This is a genomic window from uncultured Psychrosphaera sp., assembly GCF_947500655.1.
GTDB lineage: Bacteria > Pseudomonadota > Gammaproteobacteria > Enterobacterales > Alteromonadaceae > Psychrosphaera.
The window spans coordinates 20643-45195 of record NZ_CANMSK010000004.1; the positions used below are offsets into that span (position 1 = coordinate 20643).

Below are 24553 nucleotides of genomic sequence, written 5' to 3' on the forward strand. Positions count from 1 at the left end.
AAATCAAATAATTTTATTTTGTTTCCAAGCTTGTTCTTTATCGATGCGAGCTTGTCTTTCACGCTCTAAACGTTTGTCACAAGGATTGTCACAATTACAAGCTTTCTCAATCCCTAATGCACCTAATCCACCGCAACTTCCCGCGATAGATTTTTTCTTTACTAAGTAGCCAATCGACATTGCAGCGAAAACCACTAACAACATGATCAATGTTAATAAAAATATTTGCATCAATAACCTCTACTTTTGGTCTACTATTTTTTCTCTAAATACTGTTTAAATTGTACCGTTGCTTGTTCTTTAAAGCCATCATCAGTTTTTGAAATTAAATAAACCGCTAAATTATGTTCCTTAGCAAATTCAAAAGCTTTCTCTGTTCCCATCACCATCATCGCAGTTGATAAGCCATCTGCGGTCATAGATGAAGGGTGAATAACGGTAACAGACACTAACTTATGAGCAATCGGTTTACCTGTATGAGGGTCAATAATATGCGAATAGCGCACACCATTATCTTCAAAGTAAATTCGATAATCGCCAGAAGTTGCCACTGCATTATCTTGAGGAGCAATAATTTGTTGTATCACTCTCTCATTTGAGATTGGTTTTTCAATCGCAACATGCCAAGCTTCTCCACCGACCTTAGTACCTTTTAATCTCATCTCGCCACCAATCTCAACTAAGTAATTAGCAAAGCCTTGGCTTTCAATGTGATCTGCAACCACATCAACACCATAACCTTTTGCGATAGTAGATAAGTCTACATACAAGTCAGGAATTGATTTAGATAACAGGTTACCTTTAAGTGATAGTTTATCTAAGCCAATACGCTGTTTAGTCGCATTAAGAACTTTGTCTGTCGGAATAACGTCTGGACGGTGTTCTGGTCCAAAACCCCATAGATTAACCAAAGGTCCAACGGTTACATCTAGTTTTCCGTTACTAAGTTGTCCCAAGCGAATAGCTTCTTTGACAACTCGCTTAAGTCCATCAGAAATTTCAATTCCATCTAATGACTTAGATGAATTAAACAAAGAAAGTTCAGAGTCTGGAATATAAGTCGACATTTCTTGGTTAACTTGTACCAATAGAGCGTCTATTTGAGATTTTAATTGGGCTGGGTCAAAAGAGTCAGTGGTGACTATTTTAATATTATAGGTTGTGCCCATTGTTTTGCCTTGCAGCAAAATAGGTTCGACTTTAGTTTCTTGAGTACAAGAAACTAAAAAGGCCAGCCCCATAAGGGCCAGCCAGATTTGTCCTAATATCTTCTTAGGCATAACTTTGATTATCCACCAAAGTCATCTAGTAAGATATTCTCGTCTTCAACACCTAAGTCTTTTAGCATGTTAACGACGGCAGCATTCATCATTGGAGGACCACACATGTAGAACTCACAATCTTCCGGCGCTTCATGATCACGTAAGTAGTTCTCAAATAACACGTTATGAATAAAGCCAGTGTAACCTTCCCAGTTATCCTCTGGTTGAGGATCAGAAAGTGCTACATGCCATTCAAAGTTGTCATTTTCAGCAGCCAACATGTTGTAATCATCTTCATAAAACATTTCACGTAATGAACGAGCACCATACCAGAAGCTCATTTTACGTTTTGTTTTCAAACGTTTTAATTGGTCAAAGATATGAGAACGCATTGGAGCCATACCAGCACCACCACCAACAAATACCATTTCAGCATCAGTATCTTTAGCAAAGAATTCACCAAATGGACCAGAAATCGTTACCTTGTCACCCTTTTTAAGGTTAAAGATATACGATGACATTTTACCAGCAGGTAAATGTAATCTTCCAGGAGGCGGCGTAGCGATACGCACGTTCAGCATAATAATGCCTTCTTCTTCTGGATAGTTAGCCATTGAGTATGCACGAATAGTTGGTTCATCAACTTTCGCTTCAACATCAAAGAAACCAAAGTGATTCCAGTCGCCACGGTATTGCTCATCAATATCAAAATCTGAATACTTAAGTTCATAAGCAGGCGCTTCAATTTGAATATAACCACCGGCACGGAATGGAACAGACTCGCCATTTGGTATTTGAAGCTTAAGTTCTTTGATGAAGGTTGCTTTGTTATCGTTAGAGATAACTTCACATTCCCACTGCTTAACACCAAAAATTTCAGGCTCTAATTCGATATCCATGTCTTGCTTAACAGCAACCTGACAAGATAAACGACAACCTTCTTTCGCTTCTTTTTTCGTAATGTGTCCTTCTTCGGTAGGTAGAATATCTCCACCACCAGAATGAACATGTACACGACATTGGCCACAAGTACCACCGCCGCCACAAGCTGAAGGAATGAAGATACCTTTATCAGCCAACACATTTAATAATTTACCACCGGCTGAAGCAACTACTGTTTTATCAGCTTCACCGTTGATTGAAATTGTGACATCACCTGAAGATACTAACTTCGACTTAGCGAATAAGATCACTAATACCAAAGCTAATACTATTGCGGTAAACATCGATACGCCGAGAATGATTTCCATCGACTTTTCCTTTAATTCTATCTAAGGGTTTTAAGACTCATTAATGACTCTTAAAACCGACATTAACCTTACAGAGAGATACCACCGAAAGAAAGAAAGCCAAACGCCATCAATCCTGCAGTAATAAACGTAATACCCAAGCCTTTTAAACCAGCTGGCACATCTGAATATTTCATCTTCTCACGAATACCTGCTAGCAATACGATAGCAAGCGCCCAGCCGATACCAGAACCGATACCGTAAACCACACTTTCACCAAGTGTTAAGTTTTTCGCAACCATAAAAGAAACCGCACCAAATATTGCACAGTTAACTGTTATTAATGGAAGGAAGATACCTAACGCATTGTATAAAGGTGGAAAGTACTTATCTAAAATCATTTCAAGTATTTGAACCAATGCTGCAATAACACCGATAAATGTAATGAATGATAAGAAGCTTAAGTCAATTGACTTGGCTGGATCTGTAATTCCCATAATGTCATCTAACGCACCTGGCGCTAATATGCTTTGGTAGATGATTTGGTTAGCAGGAACTGCAAGACCAAGTACCGCAATAACGGCAACACCAAGACCAATAGCTGTGCTTACTTTCTTAGACACCGCTAAGAAAGTACACATACCTAGGAAAAATGATAAGGCGATATTCTCAATGAAAATCGTTTTAATTAATAAACTTAAATAATGTTCCATCTAATTTAGTCCTTCTCTACTTGCTCTGGTTTCCACTGACGGATAGCCCAGATGATCAAACCAATGATGAAGAAAGAGCTAAATGGCAATACCAATAAACCGTTTGCTTGATACCAACCGTCGTTTTGAATTAACGGAAGGATCTCAATACCAAACAAGGTACCAAAACCAAATAGTTCACGGAAAAACGCAACTGTAATTAAGATAGCGCCATAACCTAAGCCGTTACCTATACCATCAAGGAAACTAACAACCGGCTTTTCTTTCATAGCAAAAGCTTCGGCACGTCCCATTACGATACAGTTGGTGATAATCAAACCAACAAATACCGATAGTTCTTTAGATAACTGGTAAGAGAAAGCTTTTAATACTTGGTCAACAACAATAACCAATGACGCGATAATCGCCATTTGCACAATAATACGTACACTTGATGGTATAAAGTTGCGGATCATAGAGATGAACAAGTTAGAGAATGCCGTTACTAAAATAACAGCTAAACTCATAACAATAGCGTTAGCCATTGAGCTGGTTACCGCAAGTGCAGAACAAATACCTAATACTTGTAATGCAATCGGGTTATTGTCAACGATAGGGCTCGTTAATACTTTTTTAGCATCTGAAGACATTATTTCATCCCTCCATTAGAGTTTGCTGCAAGGTACTTTTCAATGAAAGGACCGTAACCTTGTTTGCTAAACCAGAACTGAAGTGTACGAGTTACCCCATTACTTGTTAATGTTGCACCAGATAATGCATCCACACCGTGAACATCACCAGCTTTAGCACCACCTTTTACAAGTTTAATAACAGGTTCACCAGAGTCGTTATAGATTTTTTTACCTGGCCATAAAGCTTTCCATTTTGGGTTCATAACTTCTGCGCCCAGTCCTGGAGTTTCTCTATGATCAGAGTAAACCACACTGCGAATTGTATTTAGATCAGCTTCAAGGCCAACGTACCCGTACATTAAGTCCCATAAACCAGAACCAACGATAGGTAAAACAACCGTTTCAACAGCGCCAGCATCATTACGTACTAAGTAAACAACCGCATCATTTGATTGACGACTGATACCAGCAGGATCATTTTCTAGTTTCTCTGATTTTTCTGAGTCACGTGCATTACGACGTTCATCAAATAAAACCGGGTCACCTTCAATAAACTCACCAGAGGCCAAATCAATCATTTTAGCTTCTACGTATTTATTAAACGTAGCAACGATGCTTTTAGGATCTTTACCTGAAGCTTCTAATAAGTTAGACGCTTCTAAGATTTTAGTTTGTTGGTCTAATAGTTTATTCGCAACTTGCAATGGCTTTAATTGCACTGCAGAAAACGAAACTAAAATTGCACAAACAACACAAACGATAAATACGAAACCAACCGTTTTACCAAATGTTTCTTTGTTTTTATCAGAAGAATCAGACATTACGAGCAAGCCTCCGTTTAATATTGCCTTGCACAACAAAATAGTCGAACAAAGGAGCAAATAAATTAGCAAATAATATAGCTAACATCATACCTTCTGGGAAAGCAGGGTTAACAACACGAACTAACACAACCATCAAGCCGATTAATAAGCCGTAGTAGAATTTACCTTTGTTAGTAAATGATGCTGATACTGGGTCAGTCGCCATAAAGAAGGCGCCAATTGCCCAACCACCAAGCACTACATGCCAGAACCAAGGCATTTGAAACATTGCATTAGTGTCACTGCCAATCATGTTGAATATAGTAGAAGTGATTATTGTACCGGCGAATACACCAGCAACAATTCTCCACGACGCTATACGAAGATAGATAATGAACAAACCACCAATTAATAATGCTAATGATGATACTTCACCAACTGAACCAGCAATGAAACCGTAGAACGCTTCTGTCCATAATGCCACATTGTTGTAATCAATTGATCCAGCAACGCCTTGACTTAACATAGTCGCACCAGAGAAAGCATCCGCAGCAACCCAAACCGCATCACCTGAAATTTCAGCAGGATAAGCAAAGAATAGGAAAGCACGACCAGCAAGGGCTGGATTTAAGAAGTTACGACCCGTACCACCAAAGATTTCTTTAGCGATAACAACACCAAATGTAATACCTAAAGCGGCTTGCCATAATGGAATTGTTGAAGGAAGAATTAATGCAAACAAGATTGAGGTAACAAAGAAGCCTTCGTTAACTTCATGTTTACGTACAGAAGCAAAAATAACTTCCCAGAATCCACCAACAAGAAATACTGTTAGGTAGATAGGTAAGAAGAAACATGCGCCGTACCAAATTTTAGTAGCCCAACCAGCTTCTGCGGTTAGTTCGCTACCAAATAAGCTAAACAAGCTCACTTGCCATGTATCTGGAACTGAGTAACCAGCTATCAAAGCATCTACAGCTTGATGACCAACGTTAAACATACCAAAAAACATTGCAGGAAATAATGCTAACCAAACCATGATCATGATGCGTTTTAAATCAACACTATCACGTACGTGTGTTTGGCCTTTATTTACTAAACCTGGAGTATAAAAAATAGTTGCTGCTGCTTCATACAGTGCATACCATTTTTCGTATTTTCCACCTGGTTCAAAATTAGGTTCTATTTTTTCTAAATAACTCTTAAGACCCATGACTAACCCTCTTTTTCAATCGTCGTTAGGCAATCACGAAGAATTGAACCGTATTCATATTTGCCTGGGCAAACAAATGAACAAAGTGCTAAATCTTCTTCACCTAATTCCAAACAACCTAATGTTTGCGCAGAGTCTGTATCACCAGAGATAATATCTCTTAGTAATAAAGTAGGCAGAACATCTAATGGCATAATGCGTTCGTAGTTGCCAATTGGCACCATAGAACGATCTGAACCATTGGTTGTTGTCGTCATGTTGAATAACTTTTTAGGAGATAAGTGACCTAAGAAAGTACGTGTAATTGAGAATTTTTTAGACCCAGGCACAGCCCAACCTAAAAATTCTTTTTCACGGCCTTCGGCTAATACAGAAATTTGTAGACTATAACGATGTAAGTAACCATGAACACCCATTGCAACTGTGCCAGCTAATACTGAACCAGAAACGATACGGTTTTCACCATCTTCTAACTCACCAGATGTTAAATCGGCAGTAGATGCACCTAAAACAGTACGAATTAAGCGAGGATTTTTAACTACAGGACCGGCTAGAGAAATAACGCGTTCGTTATAAACTTCACCAGTTAAGAATAATTGCCCGTAAGCAATAACTTCTTGGTAATTAATGTGCCAAACTTTCTTAGTCGCAGATACAGGATCAATAAAGTGGATATGTGTACCAACTAAACCGGCAGGATGTTTACCCGCAAATTCATGGACAGCAACTTTATCGCCAGAAGCTTGAACAGAAGAACCAGCCGCTTTTGCTACATTTACTTTTCCGTCAGTTAATTGTGCTAAAACAGCAAGACCTGCGTTAAACGCGTCTTGTTGCTCTGCTATAATTACGGCAGGATCAGCAGCTAATGGATTGGTATCCATAGCATTAACAAAAATTGATACTGGAGTAGAACCAACCGCTGGTACTTTATCGAATGGACGAGTGCGTAATGCAACCCATTGTCCAGATTCAACAAGTTGCTCAGCAACTGCTTCACGAGAGAGAGATGAAATCGCATTGGCTTGGTGTTTTGCAAATGTAATTTGCTCATCACCTGCCACTTCAATCACGACAGATTGAAGTACACGTTTTTCACCACGATTAACTTCTTTGATTACGCCAGAAGCGGAAGCAGAGTATTTAACGCCAGGGTTCTTTTTATCTTCAAAAATAACCTGACCTTTTTTAACGCTGTCTCCTACCTTAACATACATCGTCGGACGCATGCCGTGGTATTCTTCACCAAGCGTAGCAACAGTTTTAACTGTTGGGCCATCATGGATGGCTTGTTGTGGAGCTCCCTCAATAGGAAGGTCCAATCCTTTTTTTATGTTGATCATACGCATATGCACTGTTTAAGTTGAAAGATACTGATTTTAAAACATCCACGAGATCACAGTCTCGCAAACACCCGTAAAAATTAATTCGTAAAAAAATGTTACTTCCACGTTAGCCCCAAAGTGTAGCACTTAACGCCCCTTTCTGACCAACCTAAATTTCAAAAATTTTAGCCAAGACTCTAATTATTGGAGATATTTTATTCAAAAAGACTAATTAATTTATCCCCTAGAAACACAAAAACCGAATGAAACAGTGGAATCATTCGGTTTATTATCATTAGATTAGGGGCTGTTTGCCTTTTATTTTACGTAACGCTGGCGGCTATTTGTTGCATCCAGCGAGGCAGAAGACTCGCGAATAGTGGTTCTATTTAAGTGTCTGATAACGAAGTCGGGGTGACAAATAGACCCAGCCCTTCGGGTTGAGGTCAAATTATCCCCACTCTTTGTTATAAACATACTTATTTAATCCACTAAACCTCGATGTTTATGCCGCGCTTGGGAATAATTTTCCACTCAAGATTTCGTAAAATAAAAGATAAACAGCCCCTGCATTTAAACTAAATTATTTAGAGCAACATCTGGATTTGCATCGGCATCATAATCAACATTGTCGTAATCAAAGCCAAACAAGCGTAAAAATTCCTGATGGTAGCCTTTATAATCTGTTAGTTCGTCAATTGTATCGGTATCTACTGCATCCCAAACCGCTTGAACACGTGATTGAATATCATCTTCAAGTTCTTTATAGTTTTGGAATAAGTGGCCGCCAGCATCCAATCTTGGGCTGTCGTTAAACAAGTTCTCTTTAAATAAAGCGGTAATTTGTTCAATAACACCTTCATAAGTACCGTCTTTTTTCATTACTTTAAATAATGCTGATATATAAAGAGGCATAATTGGGATGGCTGAACTTGCTTGCGTCACCACGGCATTTAATGAAGAAACATAAGCAGAACCATTTAGATTTGATGTTGATTGCTTTATTGCTGTCACGGCACGGTCTAAGTCTTCTTTCGCTTTACCGATAGTTGCATGACCGTAAATAGGCCAAGTCAATTTTTTACCTATATATGTATAAGCTGTGGTTTTAAAATCTTGAGCTAGTACATCTGCATCTTTAAGTGCATTGATCCACAACTCCCAATCTTCGCCGCCCATCACTTTAATTGTGTTATCAATTTCATCTTGGTTGGCCGCTTCTACTGATATTTCATCAATAGTACGTTTTGACGTATTTAGATTTTTAGTAGTAACTGAATTACCAATTGGTTTTAACGTGGAAGAGTAAACTTCACCCGTTTCTGGATCTGTTCTTCTTGGTGATGCTAACGAATATATAACTAAATCAATTTTTCCCATATCAGCTTTAATGGTATCAATTGTTTGTTGTTTTATTTCATTTGAAAATGCATCACCATTTATATTCTTGGAATATACGCCAGCTTCATCCGCTGCGTTTTGAAAAGCCACTGTATTGTACCAACCAGCTGACCCGGTTTTCTTTTCTGTACCTGGCTTTTCAAAGAAAATACCTAATGTATTAGCCCCGTGTCCGAATGTAGAAACAATACGAGAAGCTAAACCATAACCAGTAGAAGCTCCAATAACTAACACATTTTTGGGACCATTTTCTGAAAAGTCATTTTGTTTTACATATGCAATCTGGCGATTAACACTTTCGGCACAACCTGTTGGATGTGCATTAGTACAAATAAATCCACGAACTTTTGGTTTAATAACCATGATTAAATCCTGTCTAAAAAAAACGTTAAATAAATAATTTGTGGTGAGTCTACTACTGTTCTGCAGAAAAACAGATCAGACTTCCTAAATATATATCTGCATTTATATGTAATACGTACTGAACGCCGCTATTATCAACAATGTAAAACAATCCTTCAAATGTAAAATGGGCATTTAAAGCTAGTAATTACCTATCAATCACTCTTTTATAGGTAAAAAAGCCACTAAAACAGATTAAATAAAATTATTTTTAATCTACTTTATTTTTATACCCAAGAGCGCTAATTAAAGCAAATTACTAATAAAATCATGAATTAACCCTGTCATAAATTTGTAACTTAATTACAAAAACAAACAAAACCCATGAAATCCGCCTCAATTTATGTAATTTAATTACATAATTGTATTTACAATACAAATTTAATTAGTATAATTACTCTACATTAGAATATTTACTCTAGTTAACCAATTTACAAACTTAATATATAAACAAGGTGATTTATTATGAAAAACGTATTTACAGCATTACTTTTAACATTTGTCAGTTCACAAGCATTAGCAACTCAATCAGATTATAAATTTGTAGCACTTGATGAAACAACTGCAACAGATTTATGTGTATCAGCAGCTACAGTTGGTTATTTTGAAACTAAAAAAATAGCAAGACGTGCGGCATGGTTTAATGAAGTTGAATTCATTACTACAAAATGTAATGGATTATCTATCCGTCAATTTGCTAAAAAATATACAGAAATGGCAAATACTGCAGTTACTGAAGAAGCAACTCAAACTGTTTCTTATAAATTCAAAACAGTTGATAACTCAGAAGAAAGTCAAATTTGTGCAGTTGCAGCTAAAGACGGCATGAAGCAAGCAATTAACTTAGGTGGATTGTCAGCTAAATTAATTACTTGTAATGGTATGCGTATTGAATCATTCGCACGTAGATTTAGTAACTCTTAATTCATAGCTACAAACAAAAATGCGACTTCTTAAAAGCTACATTTTTGTATAACTTAATTACTAATTAGTTAAGTTTAGATTTCATAGTTTCATCACCTTTGCTTCCCCCTAAACAATTGGGGGAATCAGGTGCTGCAAATTGTAAGTTCCACTCTTCAACCGTATAAGTATGAATCGCTAAAGCATGAATATGGTTTGCTAATTCATCCGCTAAACACCCATTGACTAATCTATGTCGTTGGATCAATCGCTTCCCTGCAAATTCATTCGATACTACAACTACTTTAAAATGTGATTCACTACCTTTTGGTACATTATGTTTTGAACTTTCATTTTCTACCGTTAAATGTGTAGGTGAAAACTGAGCATTTAGTTTATCTGTAATTTGTGTTTGAATTTTCATATTAAATCTTATCTTGTTGATCTTTGTTTATGGTAACCAATTAAGCACTCTATGAATAACAAAGATTACATTAATCACTTTGTAATATATTACGAAAGGTTAAACTAATTCGACCTTGCGTTACTTTTTTTCTTGCCGGAACTGCATGTTTATAACTGGCCTGTACACCAGGTTGCATTAACAATAAGCTACCATGCCCTAACTCTATATTAATAGTTTCTGCCAAATCATTATGCTTAACTTGAAAATTTCTTTGAGCACCAAAACTAACCGTTACCACGGCAGGCGAAGGACCAAGTTCTTTTTCATCGTCAGCATGCCATCCCATTTTATCGTTACCGTCTCGGTATAAATTGACCAGCGCAGAATTAAATTCTTTCCCAACAAGCTTTTCCACTTGAGTTTTAACGTCTAAGACATAAGGATCCCAATCAACTGCTTTAAACAATTTTCCACTATATTGATAATGCATTCCAATATTACCCATCCAACATTGTAATCGAGGTACTAAATGTAGTTTTCCATAAACTTCAACCCGAGGCTGTTGCCAAGTGAGATTATAAAATAAGTACTCAAATGCATCATCCGCTGCTTTTTCTTTGACGAAATTAGGTACATATCTAAAACCTGAAGGTAAATCTAAGGTTTTATCCGTTATTTCGTCATCTAATTCAAATAAATCGAATTGCAAAATTTACATCGCTGCTTGGGAATGGGACAATAAGGCAATGATAATTAGTTCTTCACTAAACGGCGAGTAAAATATGAACGTACAATGGCAAATAATCGACAAGCAATATGACTTGTTTCGTTTCCCTAAAGGGCAACATGACAAATCTTTACAGGCTTGGGATAGTGCTGATGAGTTAGTGGTAGAACATTTACTCGCTAGTGGCGAAATAAACACTGAAAATTTACTTATTTTAAATGATAACTTTGGCGCATTAGCTGTCGCCCTTAATCATTTATCACCAACTATTGTTACTGACTCTTATGTAAGTCAGCAAGCCATTTTACAAAACTGTGAAGCTAATCAACTTTCAGCACCACAGATGTTAGATAGCTTAGAAAAATTACCTGAGTCTAAAACAGTTATCCTTAGACTAACTAAGAATATGGGTTTTCTAGAATATCAACTTGGTCAAATCAGCCAACTAGCTGAACCTTGCCAAATTATTGCAACGGGTAAAACAACGTTAGTTACTAAAGGTGTTTTAGCTTTATTTGAAAAGTACTTAAAAAATGTAACAACGAGTTTGGCTAAGAAGAAAAGTCGTCTTATATTTGCTGAGCACGATAACTCAATACAAGTACCTGAAAGTAAATACCCAGTAACGGTTGCTTGGCCAGAGAAATCTCTCGATGTTAAGTCACACGCAAACGTATACAGTAAAGAGCAAATAGATATTGGTGGTCGCTTTCTAGCTGAAAACTTACCTGAGTTAACAAGAAACCAGATAATAGTCGACTTAGGCTGTGGTAATGGCTTAATTGGCCTTTCTGCTCTACATCAGGCAAAGGAACGTAACATTGACATTAATGTGAAGTTTCTTGATGAGTCATTTATGGCTGTAGATTCAGCAAAATTAAATGTTGCTGAGCAATTTGAAACACAACTTGAGCAGTGTGAATTCACTGCAACTGATTGCTTGACCGGTGAAGAGCCTCAGTCATTAGATTTAATCTTGTGTAACCCTCCTTTCCATCAGCACAACACTATTACTGAACATATTGCGCTGCAAATGTTCACTCAAGCGAGAGAAATGCTTAAAAATGGTGGGAAAATATTTGTAGTAGCGAATAATCATCTACATTATTCTTACCATTTAAAAAATATCTTTGGTGGATTTAAAGTTCATAGAAAAAACACTAAATTTACCATTTATAAATGTACTAACCACTTGGAGCCTAAATAACCATGTTAAAAAAATTACTTATACTTGCTCTTATATCTAATGTTTACGCTTGTGCGAACAAAGCAACCCCTGTGGTAATTGCGCCTGAGCAAACCATAAATAAACAATTTATGAGTGTTAAAAGCATCCAGTTTAATGATCTAAGAACTAACAAAGCGTTAGCGGTTATTAATGGTGAAAGCTTACCACTAACTAAAGATTTAGTTAGTGTTATGCAAGATTGGTTATCTAATTCAATGGAAACTAATCAAAACGGCAATAAAGTATTAACAGTCAACTTACTTTCTTTCGGAAGTTTCATAAAACAAGAAACCGTTTCATTCAGCATGGAATCAGTGTTGGAGTGGGAGCTTAAGTTAGAATCAAAAAAAGGTACTTGGACTAAGTCATATCAAACAACTATGGCAGAAGAAGGCCCTTTATCAGCCGACAATACAATAGTAGAGCGTCATTTAAATAAGCTAGCAGCGGTATTACTAGAAAAAAGTTTAAATGATCCTGAATTTAATCAAGCTATTTTTAAATAGCTTTTAAATACTTAATCTAGCTCTACTTAACTTTTGGTTAATTGATATGAAACATTTGTTATTTACTTTAATACTTAGCCTCTTCGTAGCTAACAGCCAAGCAGCTGTGCAACCTACAGGTGAATACATTCAACCTGACAACTTATTTCCTAAAGTTATGTTTGTAACCTCTTTAGGGGATATAACCGTTGAATTAGATAGAATGAAAGCAGCAATTACTGTAAATAACTTTTTAAGTTATGTAGCGGCTAAACGATATGAAGACACGATATTTCATAGGTTAGAGCATAACTTTGTTCTCCAAGGTGGTGGTTACACTACAAAAATGGAAAGTATCAAAGCATTTCCCACTATTGTTAACGAGTCTGGTAATGGTATTAAAAACGATCAGTACACTATATCAATGGCTCGACAATACACTCCTCATTCAGCCACAAGCCAATTTTTCTTTAATTTGGCTGATAATGATAGTTTAAATCCAGGCAGAAACTGGGGATATACTGTTTTTGGTAACATAGTTGCAGGTGAAGATGTATTGGAAAAACTTGAGGGAATTGAAACAGATATCTCTCCAGAGCTAGGTTGGCCAAGCTTTCCCACTAAAAAAATAGTACTTATTAAAGTACAAATATTGGCCGAATAGTAATATCTGACTATAATGAGTCTTAACGTATGTATGGTTACAACCAACATACAGAAGTGTTTTTCCCTTTAACTATAATAACGCTAGGGAGGGAGTGTGGTAGATACTCAGCGGTTCATTAATAAAAAAGCGTTTCAGTTAACTAATTATGCGGCAGCTTTAGTTGATGGGATTATTCCATCAACAGAAGTGGATTTGTATTGTTGGGATACTATTGAAGAGTGGTCACAATTTACACCAGTGACCCTTAAAGTATCACCAATGGAAAGTGCATTTTGGTATTTGTTGTACCAGATCACTTTTTGGAATCCTAAAGAGATCAGAACATGTCCGGTTCTGAAGTCAGAAGTCGACTCCTGTATCGATTTTCTAAGGGGCGATGGAATTTACCCTGATTTTTGTTCAGGTATTCGTCCTTAATTACTTGACCTCTGATGAAATGTTATAAACAATCAGCCTTTAGTTTTCTAATAGGCTGATTTTTTTTGTCATTACTTTCCATTAAAACTGCAATTTCATCCACCTTCGCTGTTTATTTAGAACGAAATGTCATTCGTTTATTTTTTCTAGGCTTTTCAGCGGGTTTACCAATTCTCTTAGTTTTTTCTAGTTTATCTTTTTGGCTGAGAGAAGCTGATGTGGATCGCTCAACTATCGGTTATATGAGCTGGGTAGCTCTGGCTTATGGTTTTAAATGGATATGGTCACCCGCAGTAGATAAAATCACTTTGCCACTTATTAGTGGCTTATTAGGTCGCAGACGTAGTTGGCTATTACTTACGCAAGTTTGCTTAATCATTAGCATTTGCTCTATGGCTCTTATTAACCCACAGATAAACCTCTATTATGTACCTTTTGCAGCTATCGCAGTCGCTTTCTTTTCTGCAACACAAGATATTGTTATAGATGCTTTTAGAATAGAATCAGGTGATGATAAACAACAAGCGGCTATGGCTGCAACCTATCAGATAGGTTATCGCTTTGCGATGATTGTTGCCTCGGCAGGTGTTTTATTATTGGCCGCCACTTTTGAAACAAATACAAACTATGATTACCTTGCATGGCAAAAAGCTTATTTAATAATGGCTTTGTTAATGGGAATTGGTTTGCTCACTACCTTATTATCACCAGAGCCGACTTCTGATGTTAGCCTGCCTGCTAAGCCCGATACACAATCGAGTTCCTCAAGTCCCATTGGTTTTATACTTATGTTAAGAGGAGCGTATGTTACGCCTTTATTAGAGATAATATCGCGTTATAAATGGCATGCGGTTGTACTTATTATATTAATAGCAACTTACCGAATATCCGATATTGTGATGGGCGTAATGGCAAATGTGTTCTACGTTGACATGGGTTACACCAAATCTGACATTGCTTTGGCTTCAAAAACTTACGGCCTAATAATGACGCTTACAGGTGCTTTATTAGCGGGAAGCCTAGTAAATAAATATGGCGTTTTAAAAATACTTCTTATAGGTTCAATATTGTCAGCATTGACCAATATACTGTTTATATTTTTATCACAATCTGACTACAACTTAACTTTACTATACACAGTAATATCAGTGGATAACTTGAGTGCTGGTTTAGCAACAACGGCATTTATTGCGTTTTTATCATCTTTAGCGTCCAAAGAATTTACCGCAACGCAATACGCGTTTCTAAGTTCAGCTATGCTGTTGTTCCCTAAATTTTTAGGGGGGTTTTCGGGCGTTTGGTTAGAGTCGCTAGGCTATACTTACTTTTTCTCAATGACAGCTATTTTAGGTCTACCAACCATCATTGCTATATTGTACTTAATGAAACAAAAATGGCACGCTTAAGGCGTGCCATTTAATATTTTAGTTCATTGTCGATCAATCTAAAATCAACTTTAAACCTTCAATTGGATCTACTTCTAACGCTTTGCAATAGCGTAAATACTCTACTATATCCAGACGACGCTCTTGATTTTCAACCTTACCAATAAATGAATGAGGTGTTCCAACAATTAAAGAAAGAGTTCTCATTGTATGACCTTTCTCTTTACGTTTTGCTTTCAACCAAGCCATTAAAACACTATTTTCATCCGATGAGACTGATTTTCCCATCATAGTAGATACTCCCAAAATATAACTCCTATAAGTTAACTATTAATTATTACAACTTTTTAACATAAGATGGTAAAGAGCTATATAGCAGACTACACGTAAGTGATTACTTACCCTGCTAAACGAATTTGCTTTTATCATGGCGAATACGTCAAGTCTTCGATATGATTAAGCGACCTATAAATCAATTTGAGTTTGTATGATTAAGTTTTTCTTCCTTATCCCTACACTATTGTGTATTTGTTGGTGGTTATATTTACACCAAAACAACTGGTCCATAGAGCAAGGTAAAAAAGGGTTCTTTTACATTATTGGACTATCTTTGGTCACTATCATATTTTACAGCTTTATGTACTTGCTTAATCATAGTAGTTAATTTCCTTTTTTGTGTAAATTTGTACATAAAATAGGAATTATTTAATTAAAAAAGATTTAACAAAAGGTGTGATTTTTTGAGGATATAAAATAAAAAAATCCGCCAACAAAACTGATGGCGGATTTTTAACTAATCTTATTCACATTTATTTCACGATAGAAAGATGTGAACCTTTTTTAGCTTTTGTTTGTTGTTTGTCGTGCTCAGAGGATAATTCTTCAGAACTAGACTCAACTACTGATATATGAGAAGAGTGATCGTCATCCAACTCGTAGTCAATATCTTCTAATTCAAATTCCTCTGGCGGAAACATAGTACCAGCACCATTCTCTTGAGCGTATATAGCACTTATTGCATAAATAGGGATATATACTTCAAAAGGAACACCACCAAATCTTGCAGAAAAAGTAATTTGCTGTTTATCCATATTGAATAATTGCACTGCTGATGGACTTATATTTAATACGACTTGTCCATCTTTTACCGTTTGCTGTGGCACAGTAACATGAGGCAAGTCGGCTTCAACAACTATGTAAGGTGTACATTCGTTATCTAAAATCCAATCATAAAACGCCTTTAATAAATAAGGGCGATTTGAGCTCATGTTTATTGTCTCTGACATAATATAAGCTTAATAAGTAGCGTGGATGTCTTTCTCAAGGTCTGTTAAAGACGCTTGGAATGATTCACGTTCAAATACACGTAGCATATATGTTTTAATTTCTTTAGCTGCAGCGCCTTCAAGTTCAATTCCCCAAGAAGGTAAACGCCATAATAATGGAGCTAAATAACAATCAACTAAACTGAACTCATCGCTCATGAAATATGGTTGTTCAGCAAAAACAGGAGAAATAGAAAGTATGCTTTCTTTTAACTCTTGACGTGCTTCTTCATCACCATCTTCAATTTTACGAGTTAAAGAATACCAATCGTTTTCGATACGATCCATCATTAGACGACAACGGCCACGAGCAACTGGATAAACAGGCATTAGTGGCGGATGAGGGAAACGCTCATCTAAATATTCATTAATTATATTTGCTCTATACAAACCTAACTCACGATCTATTAACGTAGGCACGTTACCGTAAGGATTAACTTCATATAGGTCTTCAGGCATGTTGTCAGGCGTTACGTAATTAATATCAACGTTTACTCCTTTTTCCGCCAATACAATACGTACTTGGTGGCTATACATATCGTTAGCACCTGAAAATAAGGTCATTACCGCTCTTTTGTTTGCCGAAACTGCCATTTAACTCTCCGAAATCTTGAATCAAAAAAGGGGCTAAATACCCCTTTCTTTAATATGTGCAGTATACAGTCAACAGAAACATCAAGCTAGGATTACCTCTGTTAACTGAAATATTGTTTTATTCTATTTTACGTCTTTCCAGAATTCTTTCTTAAGAAGTACCGCTAAAACAAAAAATATGAAACAGTATAATAAAGCTTTCCAGCCTAAACTTTCACGCTCTAAGATCATTGGTTCGCCAACATAAACCATGAAGTTAGTAATATCTAACGCTGCACGGTCATATTCGCCTTCACTCAATTCACCAGAACCATCCACAACAATTCTTTCACCTAAAGAAACACGTTGAAGTTCACCGTCAATTAACTGCTCTTCAAAGTGTTCTTCTTTGTGAGGAACACCTTGTAATTCTTGTAGAACATGAGGCATACCAACATCTTTAAATACAGTGTTGTTCACGCCAAATGGACGAGAAGGATCCACATAGAAAGACTTCAAGTAGCTGTAAATCCAGTCTGGACCACGTAATCGAGCTTCTAATGTTAAATCAGGTGGCGTTGCACCAAACCATTTAGCTGAAGCTTTTTCAGGCATCGCATTTTTTATATGAGAGCCGACTTTAGTATCTTTAGTAAATATTAGATTTTCTAAACCTACATCTACTGGAATACCTAAGTCATTGAATGTACGTTCATAACGTTGGTACTGCATCTGATGACAACCAGAGCAGTAATTCATGAATAACTTAGCACCACGTTGTAAGGAGGCTTTATCAGTAAGATCAACATCTGCATGATACGGTAAACCGCCACCGCTAGATGCAAACGCTGTAGATGAAACTAAACCAACAAATAATCCAAATGTATAAAGTAACTTTTTCATTATTTAGTGATCCTATCTGGCAATGGTTTAGTATTTTCATTCTTGCTGTATATCCACAAAGCGGCAAAGAAAGCAAAATATAAAACAGTAAATGTAGGGGCTAGTATATCTGATACTGAAGTTGCTGGTGTGCCACCAAAATATCCTAATGCAATAAACGATATTGCAAATACCCATAAGTTTAATTTATGTAAACCACAACGATAGCGAACCGAGCGAACTTTACCACGGTCTATCCAAGGTAAAAGAGCTAATAAAATGATTGCACCAAACATAGCAATAACACCCATTAACTTATGCGGCACTGCTTTCAAGATTGCATAGAAAGGCGTGAAGTACCAAACAGGGAAAACATGTTCAGGCGTTTTTAACGGGTTAGCAGTTTCAAAATTTGGGTGTTCTATAAACTTGCCATAAAAATCTGGATTAAAGAACATGACATAACAGAATAAGAAAATGAACACACCAAATGCCATTAAGTCTTTTAAAACCATATGCGGGAAGAAAGGCACAACATCATCCAAAATATCTTTTTTAGATGTGTAGTATTCGTGGAATTCAAACTTAGTTTTATCTTCATCTGAAACCGTTCCTTTTTTACGTTTAACATCAACGCCATCAGGATTATTTGACCCAACTTCGTGTAACGCAACAATATGAAGGAATACTAAAATAACAATTACTAAAGGTAATGCGATTACATGTAACGCAAAGAAGCGGTTTAATGTAGCACCAGATACAACATAGTCACCACGTATCCAAAGAGCTAAATCATCACCAACAAAAGGAATAGCACCAAATAATGAGATAATAACCTGAGCACCCCAATAAGACATTTGTCCCCATGGTAATAAATATCCCATGAAAGCTTCAGCCATTAGTGCAAGGTAGATAAACATACCAAACAACCACAATAGTTCTCTAGGTTTTTGATAAGAGCCGTACATCATTCCACGGAACATATGAAGGTAAACAACAACAAAGAAAGCAGATGCGCCAGTTGAGTGCATATAGCGAATAACCCAACCGTATTCTACATCACGCATGATGTATTCTACTGAAGCAAAAGCGCCTTCGGCAGATGGTACATAACTCATAGTTAACCAAACACCGGTTAGGATTTGGTTTACAAGTACGATTGTGGCTAAAAAGCCAAATACATACCAAAAGTTCATATTCTTTGGTGCAGGATATTGCGCCATATGCATGTTATACACACGCGTCATTGGGATGCGAGCATCAATCCAATCAACAATAGTTTTAAACATTACGCAGCTCCTTCTTTATCTTTACCAATTAAGATAGTGGTGTCGTCAATATAATAATAAGGAGGGATCTGTAAGTTTAACCCTGCAGGAACACCTTTAAACACACGACCGGCTAAGTCAAATTTAGAACCGTGACATGGACAGAAGAAGCCTGAGTTAACTCCTTCAACAATTTCCTCATAACCTTCAGAGATATATGTTGGAGAACAACCTAAATGCGTACAAATACCAACAGCAACTAAAATCTCTTCTCGTGAAGATCGAGTCATATTTTTAGCATAGCTTGGTTGTTGCTTTTCTTCAGTCGATTCAGGGTCTAATAATTTATCCCCAATCTGACCAAGTTGTTCAAGCATCTTTGGAGTACGGTATACAACCCAAACAGGTTTGCCGCGCCACTCAACTCTGATCAATTGACCAAGTTCAAGTTTGGTAATATCTACTTCAACTGGGGCCCCTGCCGATTTTGCTCTGGCACTTGGGTTCCATGAAGCAATGAAGGGTACTGCCACCGCTACCGCTCCTGCACCACCAACCACTGTGGTTGCTGCAGTAAGGAAACGACGACGACTATTGTCTACAGGCACATTGCTCATCCAATATTCTCCGCGATTAGGATTAATAAGCATGTAAGAATTACTTAAGACTAGATAACGAACTCTTACATTTTTGTTATTGTAGAGGATTCTACCGAAAAAGCCCTATACAAAACAAGGCAATATAGTCATTAAGAAATAAAAAAGTGCGAATTAGTAAATATCATCACTAAGTAGCTCAATTTTTATGCTTAATTTACTTTTTAAAAAGCAAAAAAAAGTCCGCATAGCGGACTTTTTCGAAACAGTTTGTAAAACAAATATTAACGTTTTGAGAACTGAGGACGTTTACGTGCTTTATGTAGACCAACTTTCTTACGTTCAACTTTACGAGCATCACGAGTTACATAACCCGCTTTACGTAGAGCCGGACGAAGTGATTCGTCAAATTGCATTAATGCACGAGTAATTCCGTGACGAATTGCGCCAGCTTGACCAGTAGTACCACCACCTGTAACAGTGATGTAAAGGTCAAATTTCTCTAGAACTTCAACTAACTCTAAAGGTTGACGAACAACCATGCGAGCAGTTTCACGACTAAAGAAGTCTTCAATTGTACGTTTGTTAATTACGATGTTGCCTGTACCTGGACGTAAAAATACACGAGCAGTAGAGCTCTTACGACGACCAGTTCCATAATATTGAGTATCAGCCATGTCTTATGTTCCTTAAATATCTAATACTTGAGGTTGCTGAGCAGCATGTGAATGCTCTGCGCCTTTGTATACTTTAAGCTTACGGAACATTGCACGTCCTAATGGACCACGCGGCAACATGCCTTTAACTGCTTTTTCGATGATCATTTCAGGTTTTTTAGCCTGTAAGTCATCAAAGTTTATGTCTTTAATACCACCTGGGTAACCAGAGTGAGAGTAGTAAATTTTGCCTTGGCCTTTGTTGCCAGTAACAGTTACTTTCTCAGCATTGATAACGATGATGTAGTCACCTGTATCCATGTGCGGAGTGTACTCAGGTTTATGCTTGCCACGTAAACGTAGAGCAATTTCTGTTGCGATACGACCAAGGGTTTTGCCCTCAGCGTCCACAACGTACCAATCACGAGTGATTGTTGATGGTGTTGCAGTAAAGGTTTTCATTATATGAACCTAACAATAAAATAAGTTTAAGCCAGTAGTTTGCATCAGTTGATATCAAACCACCCCAATTCATTCGCACCCCTTCGAGTGCTTAACCATTTGCAGGCTAATGCAAAGGTTAGTAACGGTGGGTAGGCGCGGCATTATACAGACTTAAAATGAAAGATCATCTAAAAATTGTACAAATAGAAAATAAAGCTAAAAGAAAAGTAAAGCACACTAGAAATTGGTCAACAAAAGGCTTAAAACAATCTAATTAAATAAATACACAATTACGACTAAGTCTAAGGTATATGCGGCTCTGCCAAGTATTCTTTGCTTTGCATTTCTTGTAAGCGACTAATGCAGCGTTTAAATTCAAAAACTAACGTACCATCGGTATATAGTTGTTCCAATTCAGCTTGTGCGGTAATAATAAGTTTTACCTTACGTTCATAAAACTCATCAACCATAGCAATAAAACGTCTTGCCGCATCATCATTGGCTCGGCTCATTTGTTTGACGTTAGACAATAATACAGAATGATAAATTCGACTTATCTCCATATAATCTAATTGTGAACGAGCACTTTCACAGATAGCATTAAAGTCAAACCAAACCACTCCGTCAGCAACTTCTCTGGTGGCTATAGAGCGCCCTTCTATTTCTATATTTGAATTCTGTACACTCTCTTCTGGCGATAGTTGCTGAAAATAAGATTGGATATTAAGGTCCGCCTGTTCATCGCACGGATAGTGATAAATCTCAGCTTTTTCTAAGGTTCTTAATCGATAATCAATACCTGAGTCGACATTTACGATGTCACAATGTTTCTTTAGTAAAGCAATAGCTGGTAAAAAACGAGCGCGTTGCAAACCATTTTTATATAAATCATCCGGTACTATATTTGAGGTAGTGACAAACACCACACCTAATTTAAACAACTCTTCTAATAAGGTGCCCAAAATCATAGCATCGGTAATATCTGATACAAAAAACTCGTCAAAACAAATAATTGAAGTCTCTGCTGCAAATATCTTTGCTACTTGTTTTAATGGGTCTTCAACACCGTTAAGTTTATTCATTTCATCATGCACTTTATGCATAAAGCGGTGAAAATGAATTCTCAATTTCTTTTCAGTAGGCAAACAGTCAAAAAAAGTATCAACTAAATATGTTTTACCACGGCCAACGCCGCCCCAAAAATAAATACCTTGTACTTGTGCAGTTGCATTTATATTTTTGTTAAATAACTTACTTATAAAAGACGGCTTATTATTTGACGCTTGAATGAAATCATCGTACAAACGCTGTAAGTTCTTTACCGCATTTTCTTGATCTTCATCATACTGAAACTCTGATTTAAGCAAGTCTTTTTGATATTGTTGCCACGGTGTTAATGGATTTATATTGTTTGGCATAAGTTTACTATTTAAATTTTAAAATAAGTCCCAATAAACAAATAATAACATGAGCAAGCTAAGCGCCCAATTACCAATTGATATTTAAATAATTTTATTATCAATTAAATTAATTTGTTATTGGGTAACAAGCCAATAATCATTTATGCTTAAGCTAAGTGGAAGCAAATAAAATCCACGTGTCTTTTAAGGCTTCATTTTTAAGGAATATTTATGGAAACAGTAATTGGTATTATGGTTTTTGCTTTAGGGCTGATTGCCGGTATTGGCATTATGATCTTAAGAACACGAATGACAACGGGTTCATTGCAAACTAAAGAAGCACTAAGTAATTGCCAGCAAGAAAATGCGCAACTAAAACAAAATTGGCAAGATAACTTAGCTGCGTTTCGTTCAGTTGCAACAAATTTACATGAAATGTCAAAACATATAGATAGTCAGATTGAAGATGCTGAATATATTCTTGAGGATAAAAAGCAACCGCCTGCATTTCCATTTTTCTCAAAAGAAGCGACTAGCATTTTATCTAATTCTTATAGAAAGCCGAAAGAAGAACTTAATAGCGATAATCAACCATTGGATTACTCAGGCTCAGCCTCAGGTGTATTTAAAGGCTCAAACAATATTCAAAAAAATGACGACTAATCTAACTCATTATCATGGCAGTGAGTATCCACAACTCATTGCCTCAACATAAAAAGTAACAAAATGTAAATTTGCTGAACTAAGTTTAATTCAACCTGTCTGTACAAATAACACTTTAAGGAGTACGAAATAAATGACAGCTTCTGTTAAATCTCAAATCATAAAATTAACCACTATCTCTGCATTTGTTATTGCAACTCTGGCAATATCACCAAATGCGAACGCCGCATTCCCTTTCTCAACAACTAAGCAGGAAATACCATCCCTTGCTCCCATGTTAGAGAAAGTCACACCAGCTGTTGTCACAGTAGCTGTTGAAGGCAGCAAAGAAATAAAAGCAAATGTTGATCCCTTTCAATACTTTTTTGGCAATCGTAACGGAACCCCCAGAACTCAAGAGAGACCATTTAAAGGTATGGGCTCCGGTGTCATTATTGATAAAGACAAAGGTTATATCGTTACCAACTATCATGTCATAAATGATGCAGACAAAATCATGATCAAATTGAAAGATGGTCGTGAATTTGAAGCAACAAAATTAGGTGGCGATAAAGAAAGTGATATTGCTGTATTAAAAATTGATCCAATTAACCTTGAAGAAATAAAAATAGCAAATTCAGATAACGCTAGAGTTGGTGATTATGTTGTAGCAATAGGTAATCCATTTGGTTTAGGTCAAACCGTTACTTCAGGAATAATTAGTGCTAAAGGTCGCTCAGGCTTAATGGGACAAAATCAAGGTTTAGAAGACTTTATACAAACTGATGCAGCCATAAATAGCGGTAATTCAGGCGGTGCACTTGTTAATTTAAAAGGTGAACTTGTTGGCATAAACACCGCAATTATTGCCCCAAGTGGCGGTAATGTGGGCATTGGTTTTGCCATACCATCAGAAATGATGAACAACTTAATGAGCCAAATCATAGAATTTGGTGAAGTCAAACGTGGTGTGTTAGGTATTTCAGGCTCAAATTTTGATGCTGCAATGGCCAAATCTTTTGGTGTTGATGTAGCTCAGGGAGCATTTGTTGCAGAAGTCGTTCCCGACTCATCAGCTGATAAAGGTGGTTTGAAAATAGGTGATATTATTACTCATGTGAATGGTAATAAAATCAAATCCTTTGACGAACTAAAAAGTAAAGTTGCCACTAAAGGTGCCGGCAAAGAAGTCGAATTAACCGCTTTACGAGATGGCGACGAAGTAACTCTTACTGTCACATTAGGCTCAGCCGATAAACAAGCTATTACAGCAGAAATAATTCATCCATCGCTAAAAGGTGCCAAACTAGCTAACGGTAAAACGGTACGAGGTGATGAAGGTGTAGAGATCACTGAGCTAGATGAGCGCTCTCCTGCTGCTTTGAGAGGCTTTAAAAAAGGTGATGTTATTATTGCGGTCAACCGCAGCCGATTAACTAGTGTTGCAGAATTACGCGATATATTACCTAAAACCAAAGATGTATTAGCGTTTAATGTTGTCAGAGGTGATAGTTCTCTTTATATATTAATAAGATAAATAGAAATTGAAGCAATAAGAACCTACAATAGATAATATTGTAGGTTTTTTTA

The 24553-nt window shown here is 36.7% G+C and carries 28 protein-coding genes; 8 read left to right on the top strand and 20 right to left on the bottom strand.

Going from position 1 to position 24553, the window contains the following annotated elements:
• Positions 1-3 precede the first annotated feature (3 nt).
• From nqrM to fabV, 9 genes are all read right to left on the bottom strand, one after another.
• Positions 4-231 carry a (Na+)-NQR maturation NqrM gene (nqrM, locus tag Q0940_RS04785; protein ID WP_299264794.1) on the bottom strand — a complete coding sequence of 76 codons (228 nt, stop codon included), beginning with the start codon at positions 229-231 and terminating at the stop codon, positions 4-6.
• A gap of 23 nt (positions 232-254) precedes the next feature.
• On the bottom strand, positions 255-1280 hold the full coding sequence (locus Q0940_RS04790) for an FAD:protein FMN transferase (protein WP_299264795.1): 1026 nt from the start codon (positions 1278-1280) through the stop codon (positions 255-257).
• An 8-nt stretch (positions 1281-1288) separates the two neighbouring features.
• Entirely contained in the window at positions 1289-2512 is a 1224-nt protein-coding gene (gene nqrF / locus Q0940_RS04795; RefSeq protein WP_299264797.1) for an NADH:ubiquinone reductase (Na(+)-transporting) subunit F, read from the bottom strand.
• A gap of 68 nt (positions 2513-2580) precedes the next feature.
• The gene (gene nqrE, locus Q0940_RS04800; protein WP_299264800.1) at positions 2581-3204 is read right to left on the bottom strand and encodes an NADH:ubiquinone reductase (Na(+)-transporting) subunit E; all 624 of its coding nucleotides are present in this window, start codon (positions 3202-3204) and stop codon (positions 2581-2583) included.
• 5 nt (positions 3205-3209) lie between these two features.
• Positions 3210-3833, bottom strand: coding sequence for an NADH:ubiquinone reductase (Na(+)-transporting) subunit D (locus tag Q0940_RS04805; RefSeq protein WP_299264804.1), 624 nt, complete (start codon positions 3831-3833; stop codon positions 3210-3212).
• Complete coding sequence (locus tag Q0940_RS04810; RefSeq protein WP_299264848.1) at positions 3833-4636, bottom strand: Na(+)-translocating NADH-quinone reductase subunit C; 804 nt, start codon at positions 4634-4636, stop codon at positions 3833-3835. Before Q0940_RS04810 ends, Q0940_RS04805 begins: the two co-directional genes overlap by 1 nt.
• Complete coding sequence (locus Q0940_RS04815; protein WP_299264850.1) at positions 4629-5831, bottom strand: NADH:ubiquinone reductase (Na(+)-transporting) subunit B; 1203 nt, start codon at positions 5829-5831, stop codon at positions 4629-4631. The genes Q0940_RS04810 and Q0940_RS04815 overlap by 8 nt, the downstream gene beginning before the upstream one ends.
• Before the next feature lie 2 nt (positions 5832-5833).
• Positions 5834-7174 (bottom strand): Na(+)-translocating NADH-quinone reductase subunit A, encoded by a 1341-nt coding sequence (locus tag Q0940_RS04820; RefSeq protein WP_299264853.1) that lies wholly within the window; start codon positions 7172-7174, stop codon positions 5834-5836.
• Positions 7175-7729: 555 nt separating this feature from the next.
• Entirely contained in the window at positions 7730-8920 is a 1191-nt protein-coding gene (fabV, locus tag Q0940_RS04825) for an enoyl-ACP reductase FabV (RefSeq protein WP_299264856.1), read from the bottom strand.
• Positions 8921-9424: 504 nt separating this feature from the next.
• Here fabV and Q0940_RS04830 point away from each other — a divergent pair.
• Positions 9425-9883 carry a hypothetical protein gene (locus Q0940_RS04830; RefSeq protein ID WP_299264859.1) on the top strand — a complete coding sequence of 153 codons (459 nt, stop codon included), beginning with the start codon at positions 9425-9427 and terminating at the stop codon, positions 9881-9883.
• 64 nt (positions 9884-9947) lie between these two features.
• Here the strand turns inward: Q0940_RS04830 and Q0940_RS04835 are convergent, their stop codons facing one another.
• Both Q0940_RS04835 and Q0940_RS04840 read right to left on the bottom strand, forming a co-directional pair.
• Positions 9948-10286, bottom strand: coding sequence for a BolA/IbaG family iron-sulfur metabolism protein (locus Q0940_RS04835; protein WP_299264863.1), 339 nt, complete (start codon positions 10284-10286; stop codon positions 9948-9950).
• 70 nt (positions 10287-10356) lie between these two features.
• Positions 10357-10977: an alpha-ketoglutarate-dependent dioxygenase AlkB gene (locus Q0940_RS04840; RefSeq protein WP_299264866.1), complete on the bottom strand. Its 621-nt coding sequence runs from the start codon at positions 10975-10977 to the stop codon at positions 10357-10359.
• A gap of 73 nt (positions 10978-11050) precedes the next feature.
• Here Q0940_RS04840 and Q0940_RS04845 point away from each other — a divergent pair, with 73 nt between their 5' ends.
• From Q0940_RS04845 to Q0940_RS04865, 5 genes are all read left to right on the top strand, one after another.
• Entirely contained in the window at positions 11051-12202 is a 1152-nt protein-coding gene (locus tag Q0940_RS04845; protein ID WP_299264870.1) for a methyltransferase, read from the top strand.
• Positions 12203-12204: 2 nt separating this feature from the next.
• Entirely contained in the window at positions 12205-12729 is a 525-nt protein-coding gene (locus tag Q0940_RS04850) for a YajG family lipoprotein (RefSeq protein ID WP_299264872.1), read from the top strand.
• Between the two features lie 46 nt (positions 12730-12775).
• Entirely contained in the window at positions 12776-13372 is a 597-nt protein-coding gene (locus Q0940_RS04855) for a peptidylprolyl isomerase (protein ID WP_299264875.1), read from the top strand.
• 96 nt (positions 13373-13468) lie between these two features.
• Entirely contained in the window at positions 13469-13792 is a 324-nt protein-coding gene (locus Q0940_RS04860; RefSeq protein WP_299264878.1) for a hypothetical protein, read from the top strand.
• A 65-nt stretch (positions 13793-13857) separates the two neighbouring features.
• Positions 13858-15198 (top strand): MFS transporter, encoded by a 1341-nt coding sequence (locus Q0940_RS04865; protein ID WP_299264882.1) that lies wholly within the window; start codon positions 13858-13860, stop codon positions 15196-15198.
• A 33-nt stretch (positions 15199-15231) separates the two neighbouring features.
• Here Q0940_RS04865 and Q0940_RS04870 read toward each other — a convergent pair whose 3' ends face one another.
• The 9 genes from Q0940_RS04870 to zapE form a co-directional block, all read right to left on the bottom strand.
• Positions 15232-15468, bottom strand: coding sequence for a helix-turn-helix transcriptional regulator (locus Q0940_RS04870; protein ID WP_299265461.1), 237 nt, complete (start codon positions 15466-15468; stop codon positions 15232-15234).
• A 518-nt stretch (positions 15469-15986) separates the two neighbouring features.
• A complete protein-coding gene (locus Q0940_RS04875) occupies positions 15987-16445 on the bottom strand; it encodes a ClpXP protease specificity-enhancing factor (protein WP_299265464.1) in 459 nt (152 codons plus the stop codon).
• A 27-nt stretch (positions 16446-16472) separates the two neighbouring features.
• A complete protein-coding gene (gene sspA / locus Q0940_RS04880) occupies positions 16473-17096 on the bottom strand; it encodes a stringent starvation protein SspA (RefSeq protein ID WP_299264885.1) in 624 nt (207 codons plus the stop codon).
• 123 nt (positions 17097-17219) lie between these two features.
• Complete coding sequence (locus tag Q0940_RS04885) at positions 17220-17978, bottom strand: cytochrome c1 (protein ID WP_299264889.1); 759 nt, start codon at positions 17976-17978, stop codon at positions 17220-17222.
• Complete coding sequence (locus tag Q0940_RS04890; protein ID WP_299264892.1) at positions 17978-19246, bottom strand: cytochrome bc complex cytochrome b subunit; 1269 nt, start codon at positions 19244-19246, stop codon at positions 17978-17980. Before Q0940_RS04890 ends, Q0940_RS04885 begins: the two co-directional genes overlap by 1 nt.
• Positions 19246-19842, bottom strand: coding sequence for a ubiquinol-cytochrome c reductase iron-sulfur subunit (gene petA, locus Q0940_RS04895; protein WP_299264895.1), 597 nt, complete (start codon positions 19840-19842; stop codon positions 19246-19248). Before petA ends, Q0940_RS04890 begins: the two co-directional genes overlap by 1 nt.
• Positions 19843-20105: 263 nt before the next feature.
• Positions 20106-20498, bottom strand: coding sequence for a 30S ribosomal protein S9 (rpsI, locus tag Q0940_RS04900; RefSeq protein WP_105051710.1), 393 nt, complete (start codon positions 20496-20498; stop codon positions 20106-20108).
• 12 nt (positions 20499-20510) lie between these two features.
• On the bottom strand, positions 20511-20939 hold the full coding sequence (gene rplM, locus Q0940_RS04905) for a 50S ribosomal protein L13 (RefSeq protein WP_105051709.1): 429 nt from the start codon (positions 20937-20939) through the stop codon (positions 20511-20513).
• A 284-nt stretch (positions 20940-21223) separates the two neighbouring features.
• Positions 21224-22339: a cell division protein ZapE gene (gene zapE, locus Q0940_RS04910; RefSeq protein WP_299264903.1), complete on the bottom strand. Its 1116-nt coding sequence runs from the start codon at positions 22337-22339 to the stop codon at positions 21224-21226.
• A gap of 213 nt (positions 22340-22552) precedes the next feature.
• Here zapE and Q0940_RS04915 point away from each other — a divergent pair, with 213 nt between their 5' ends.
• Both Q0940_RS04915 and Q0940_RS04920 read left to right on the top strand, forming a co-directional pair.
• A complete protein-coding gene (locus Q0940_RS04915) occupies positions 22553-22984 on the top strand; it encodes a DUF1043 family protein (RefSeq protein WP_299264907.1) in 432 nt (143 codons plus the stop codon).
• 133 nt (positions 22985-23117) lie between these two features.
• Complete coding sequence (locus tag Q0940_RS04920) at positions 23118-24500, top strand: Do family serine endopeptidase (RefSeq protein ID WP_299264909.1); 1383 nt, start codon at positions 23118-23120, stop codon at positions 24498-24500.
• Positions 24501-24553: the final 53 nt, after the last annotated feature.

Excerpts from the sequence above, each read along its gene's own strand:
- Q0940_RS04790 (WP_299264795.1), bottom strand. The coding sequence starts at position 1,280 with ATGCCTAAGAAGATATTAGGACAAATCTGGCTGGCCCTTATGGGGCTG.
- zapE (WP_299264903.1), bottom strand. The coding sequence starts at position 22,339 with ATGCCAAACAATATAAATCCATTAACACCGTGGCAACAATATCAAAAA.
- Q0940_RS04885 (WP_299264889.1), bottom strand. The coding sequence starts at position 17,978 with ATGAAAAAGTTACTTTATACATTTGGATTATTTGTTGGTTTAGTTTCA.
- Q0940_RS04845 (WP_299264870.1), top strand. The coding sequence starts at position 11,051 with ATGAACGTACAATGGCAAATAATCGACAAGCAATATGACTTGTTTCGT.
- rpsI (WP_105051710.1), bottom strand. The coding sequence starts at position 20,498 with ATGGCTGATACTCAATATTATGGAACTGGTCGTCGTAAGAGCTCTACT.
- sspA (WP_299264885.1), bottom strand. The coding sequence starts at position 17,096 with ATGGCAGTTTCGGCAAACAAAAGAGCGGTAATGACCTTATTTTCAGGT.
- nqrM (WP_299264794.1), bottom strand. The coding sequence starts at position 231 with ATGCAAATATTTTTATTAACATTGATCATGTTGTTAGTGGTTTTCGCT.
- petA (WP_299264895.1), bottom strand. The coding sequence starts at position 19,842 with ATGAGCAATGTGCCTGTAGACAATAGTCGTCGTCGTTTCCTTACTGCA.
- Q0940_RS04830 (WP_299264859.1), top strand. The coding sequence starts at position 9,425 with ATGAAAAACGTATTTACAGCATTACTTTTAACATTTGTCAGTTCACAA.
- fabV (WP_299264856.1), bottom strand. The coding sequence starts at position 8,920 with ATGGTTATTAAACCAAAAGTTCGTGGATTTATTTGTACTAATGCACAT.
- Q0940_RS04805 (WP_299264804.1), bottom strand. The coding sequence starts at position 3,833 with ATGTCTTCAGATGCTAAAAAAGTATTAACGAGCCCTATCGTTGACAAT.
- nqrF (WP_299264797.1), bottom strand. The coding sequence starts at position 2,512 with ATGGAAATCATTCTCGGCGTATCGATGTTTACCGCAATAGTATTAGCT.
- nqrE (WP_299264800.1), bottom strand. The coding sequence starts at position 3,204 with ATGGAACATTATTTAAGTTTATTAATTAAAACGATTTTCATTGAGAAT.
- Q0940_RS04890 (WP_299264892.1), bottom strand. The coding sequence starts at position 19,246 with ATGTTTAAAACTATTGTTGATTGGATTGATGCTCGCATCCCAATGACG.
- Q0940_RS04920 (WP_299264909.1), top strand. The coding sequence starts at position 23,118 with ATGACAGCTTCTGTTAAATCTCAAATCATAAAATTAACCACTATCTCT.
- rplM (WP_105051709.1), bottom strand. The coding sequence starts at position 20,939 with ATGAAAACCTTTACTGCAACACCATCAACAATCACTCGTGATTGGTAC.
- Q0940_RS04875 (WP_299265464.1), bottom strand. The coding sequence starts at position 16,445 with ATGAGCTCAAATCGCCCTTATTTATTAAAGGCGTTTTATGATTGGATT.
- Q0940_RS04870 (WP_299265461.1), bottom strand. The coding sequence starts at position 15,468 with ATGATGGGAAAATCAGTCTCATCGGATGAAAATAGTGTTTTAATGGCT.
- Q0940_RS04815 (WP_299264850.1), bottom strand. The coding sequence starts at position 5,831 with ATGGGTCTTAAGAGTTATTTAGAAAAAATAGAACCTAATTTTGAACCA.
- Q0940_RS04850 (WP_299264872.1), top strand. The coding sequence starts at position 12,205 with ATGTTAAAAAAATTACTTATACTTGCTCTTATATCTAATGTTTACGCT.
- Q0940_RS04820 (WP_299264853.1), bottom strand. The coding sequence starts at position 7,174 with ATGATCAACATAAAAAAAGGATTGGACCTTCCTATTGAGGGAGCTCCA.
- Q0940_RS04915 (WP_299264907.1), top strand. The coding sequence starts at position 22,553 with ATGGAAACAGTAATTGGTATTATGGTTTTTGCTTTAGGGCTGATTGCC.
- Q0940_RS04810 (WP_299264848.1), bottom strand. The coding sequence starts at position 4,636 with ATGTCTGATTCTTCTGATAAAAACAAAGAAACATTTGGTAAAACGGTT.
- Q0940_RS04855 (WP_299264875.1), top strand. The coding sequence starts at position 12,776 with ATGAAACATTTGTTATTTACTTTAATACTTAGCCTCTTCGTAGCTAAC.
- Q0940_RS04835 (WP_299264863.1), bottom strand. The coding sequence starts at position 10,286 with ATGAAAATTCAAACACAAATTACAGATAAACTAAATGCTCAGTTTTCA.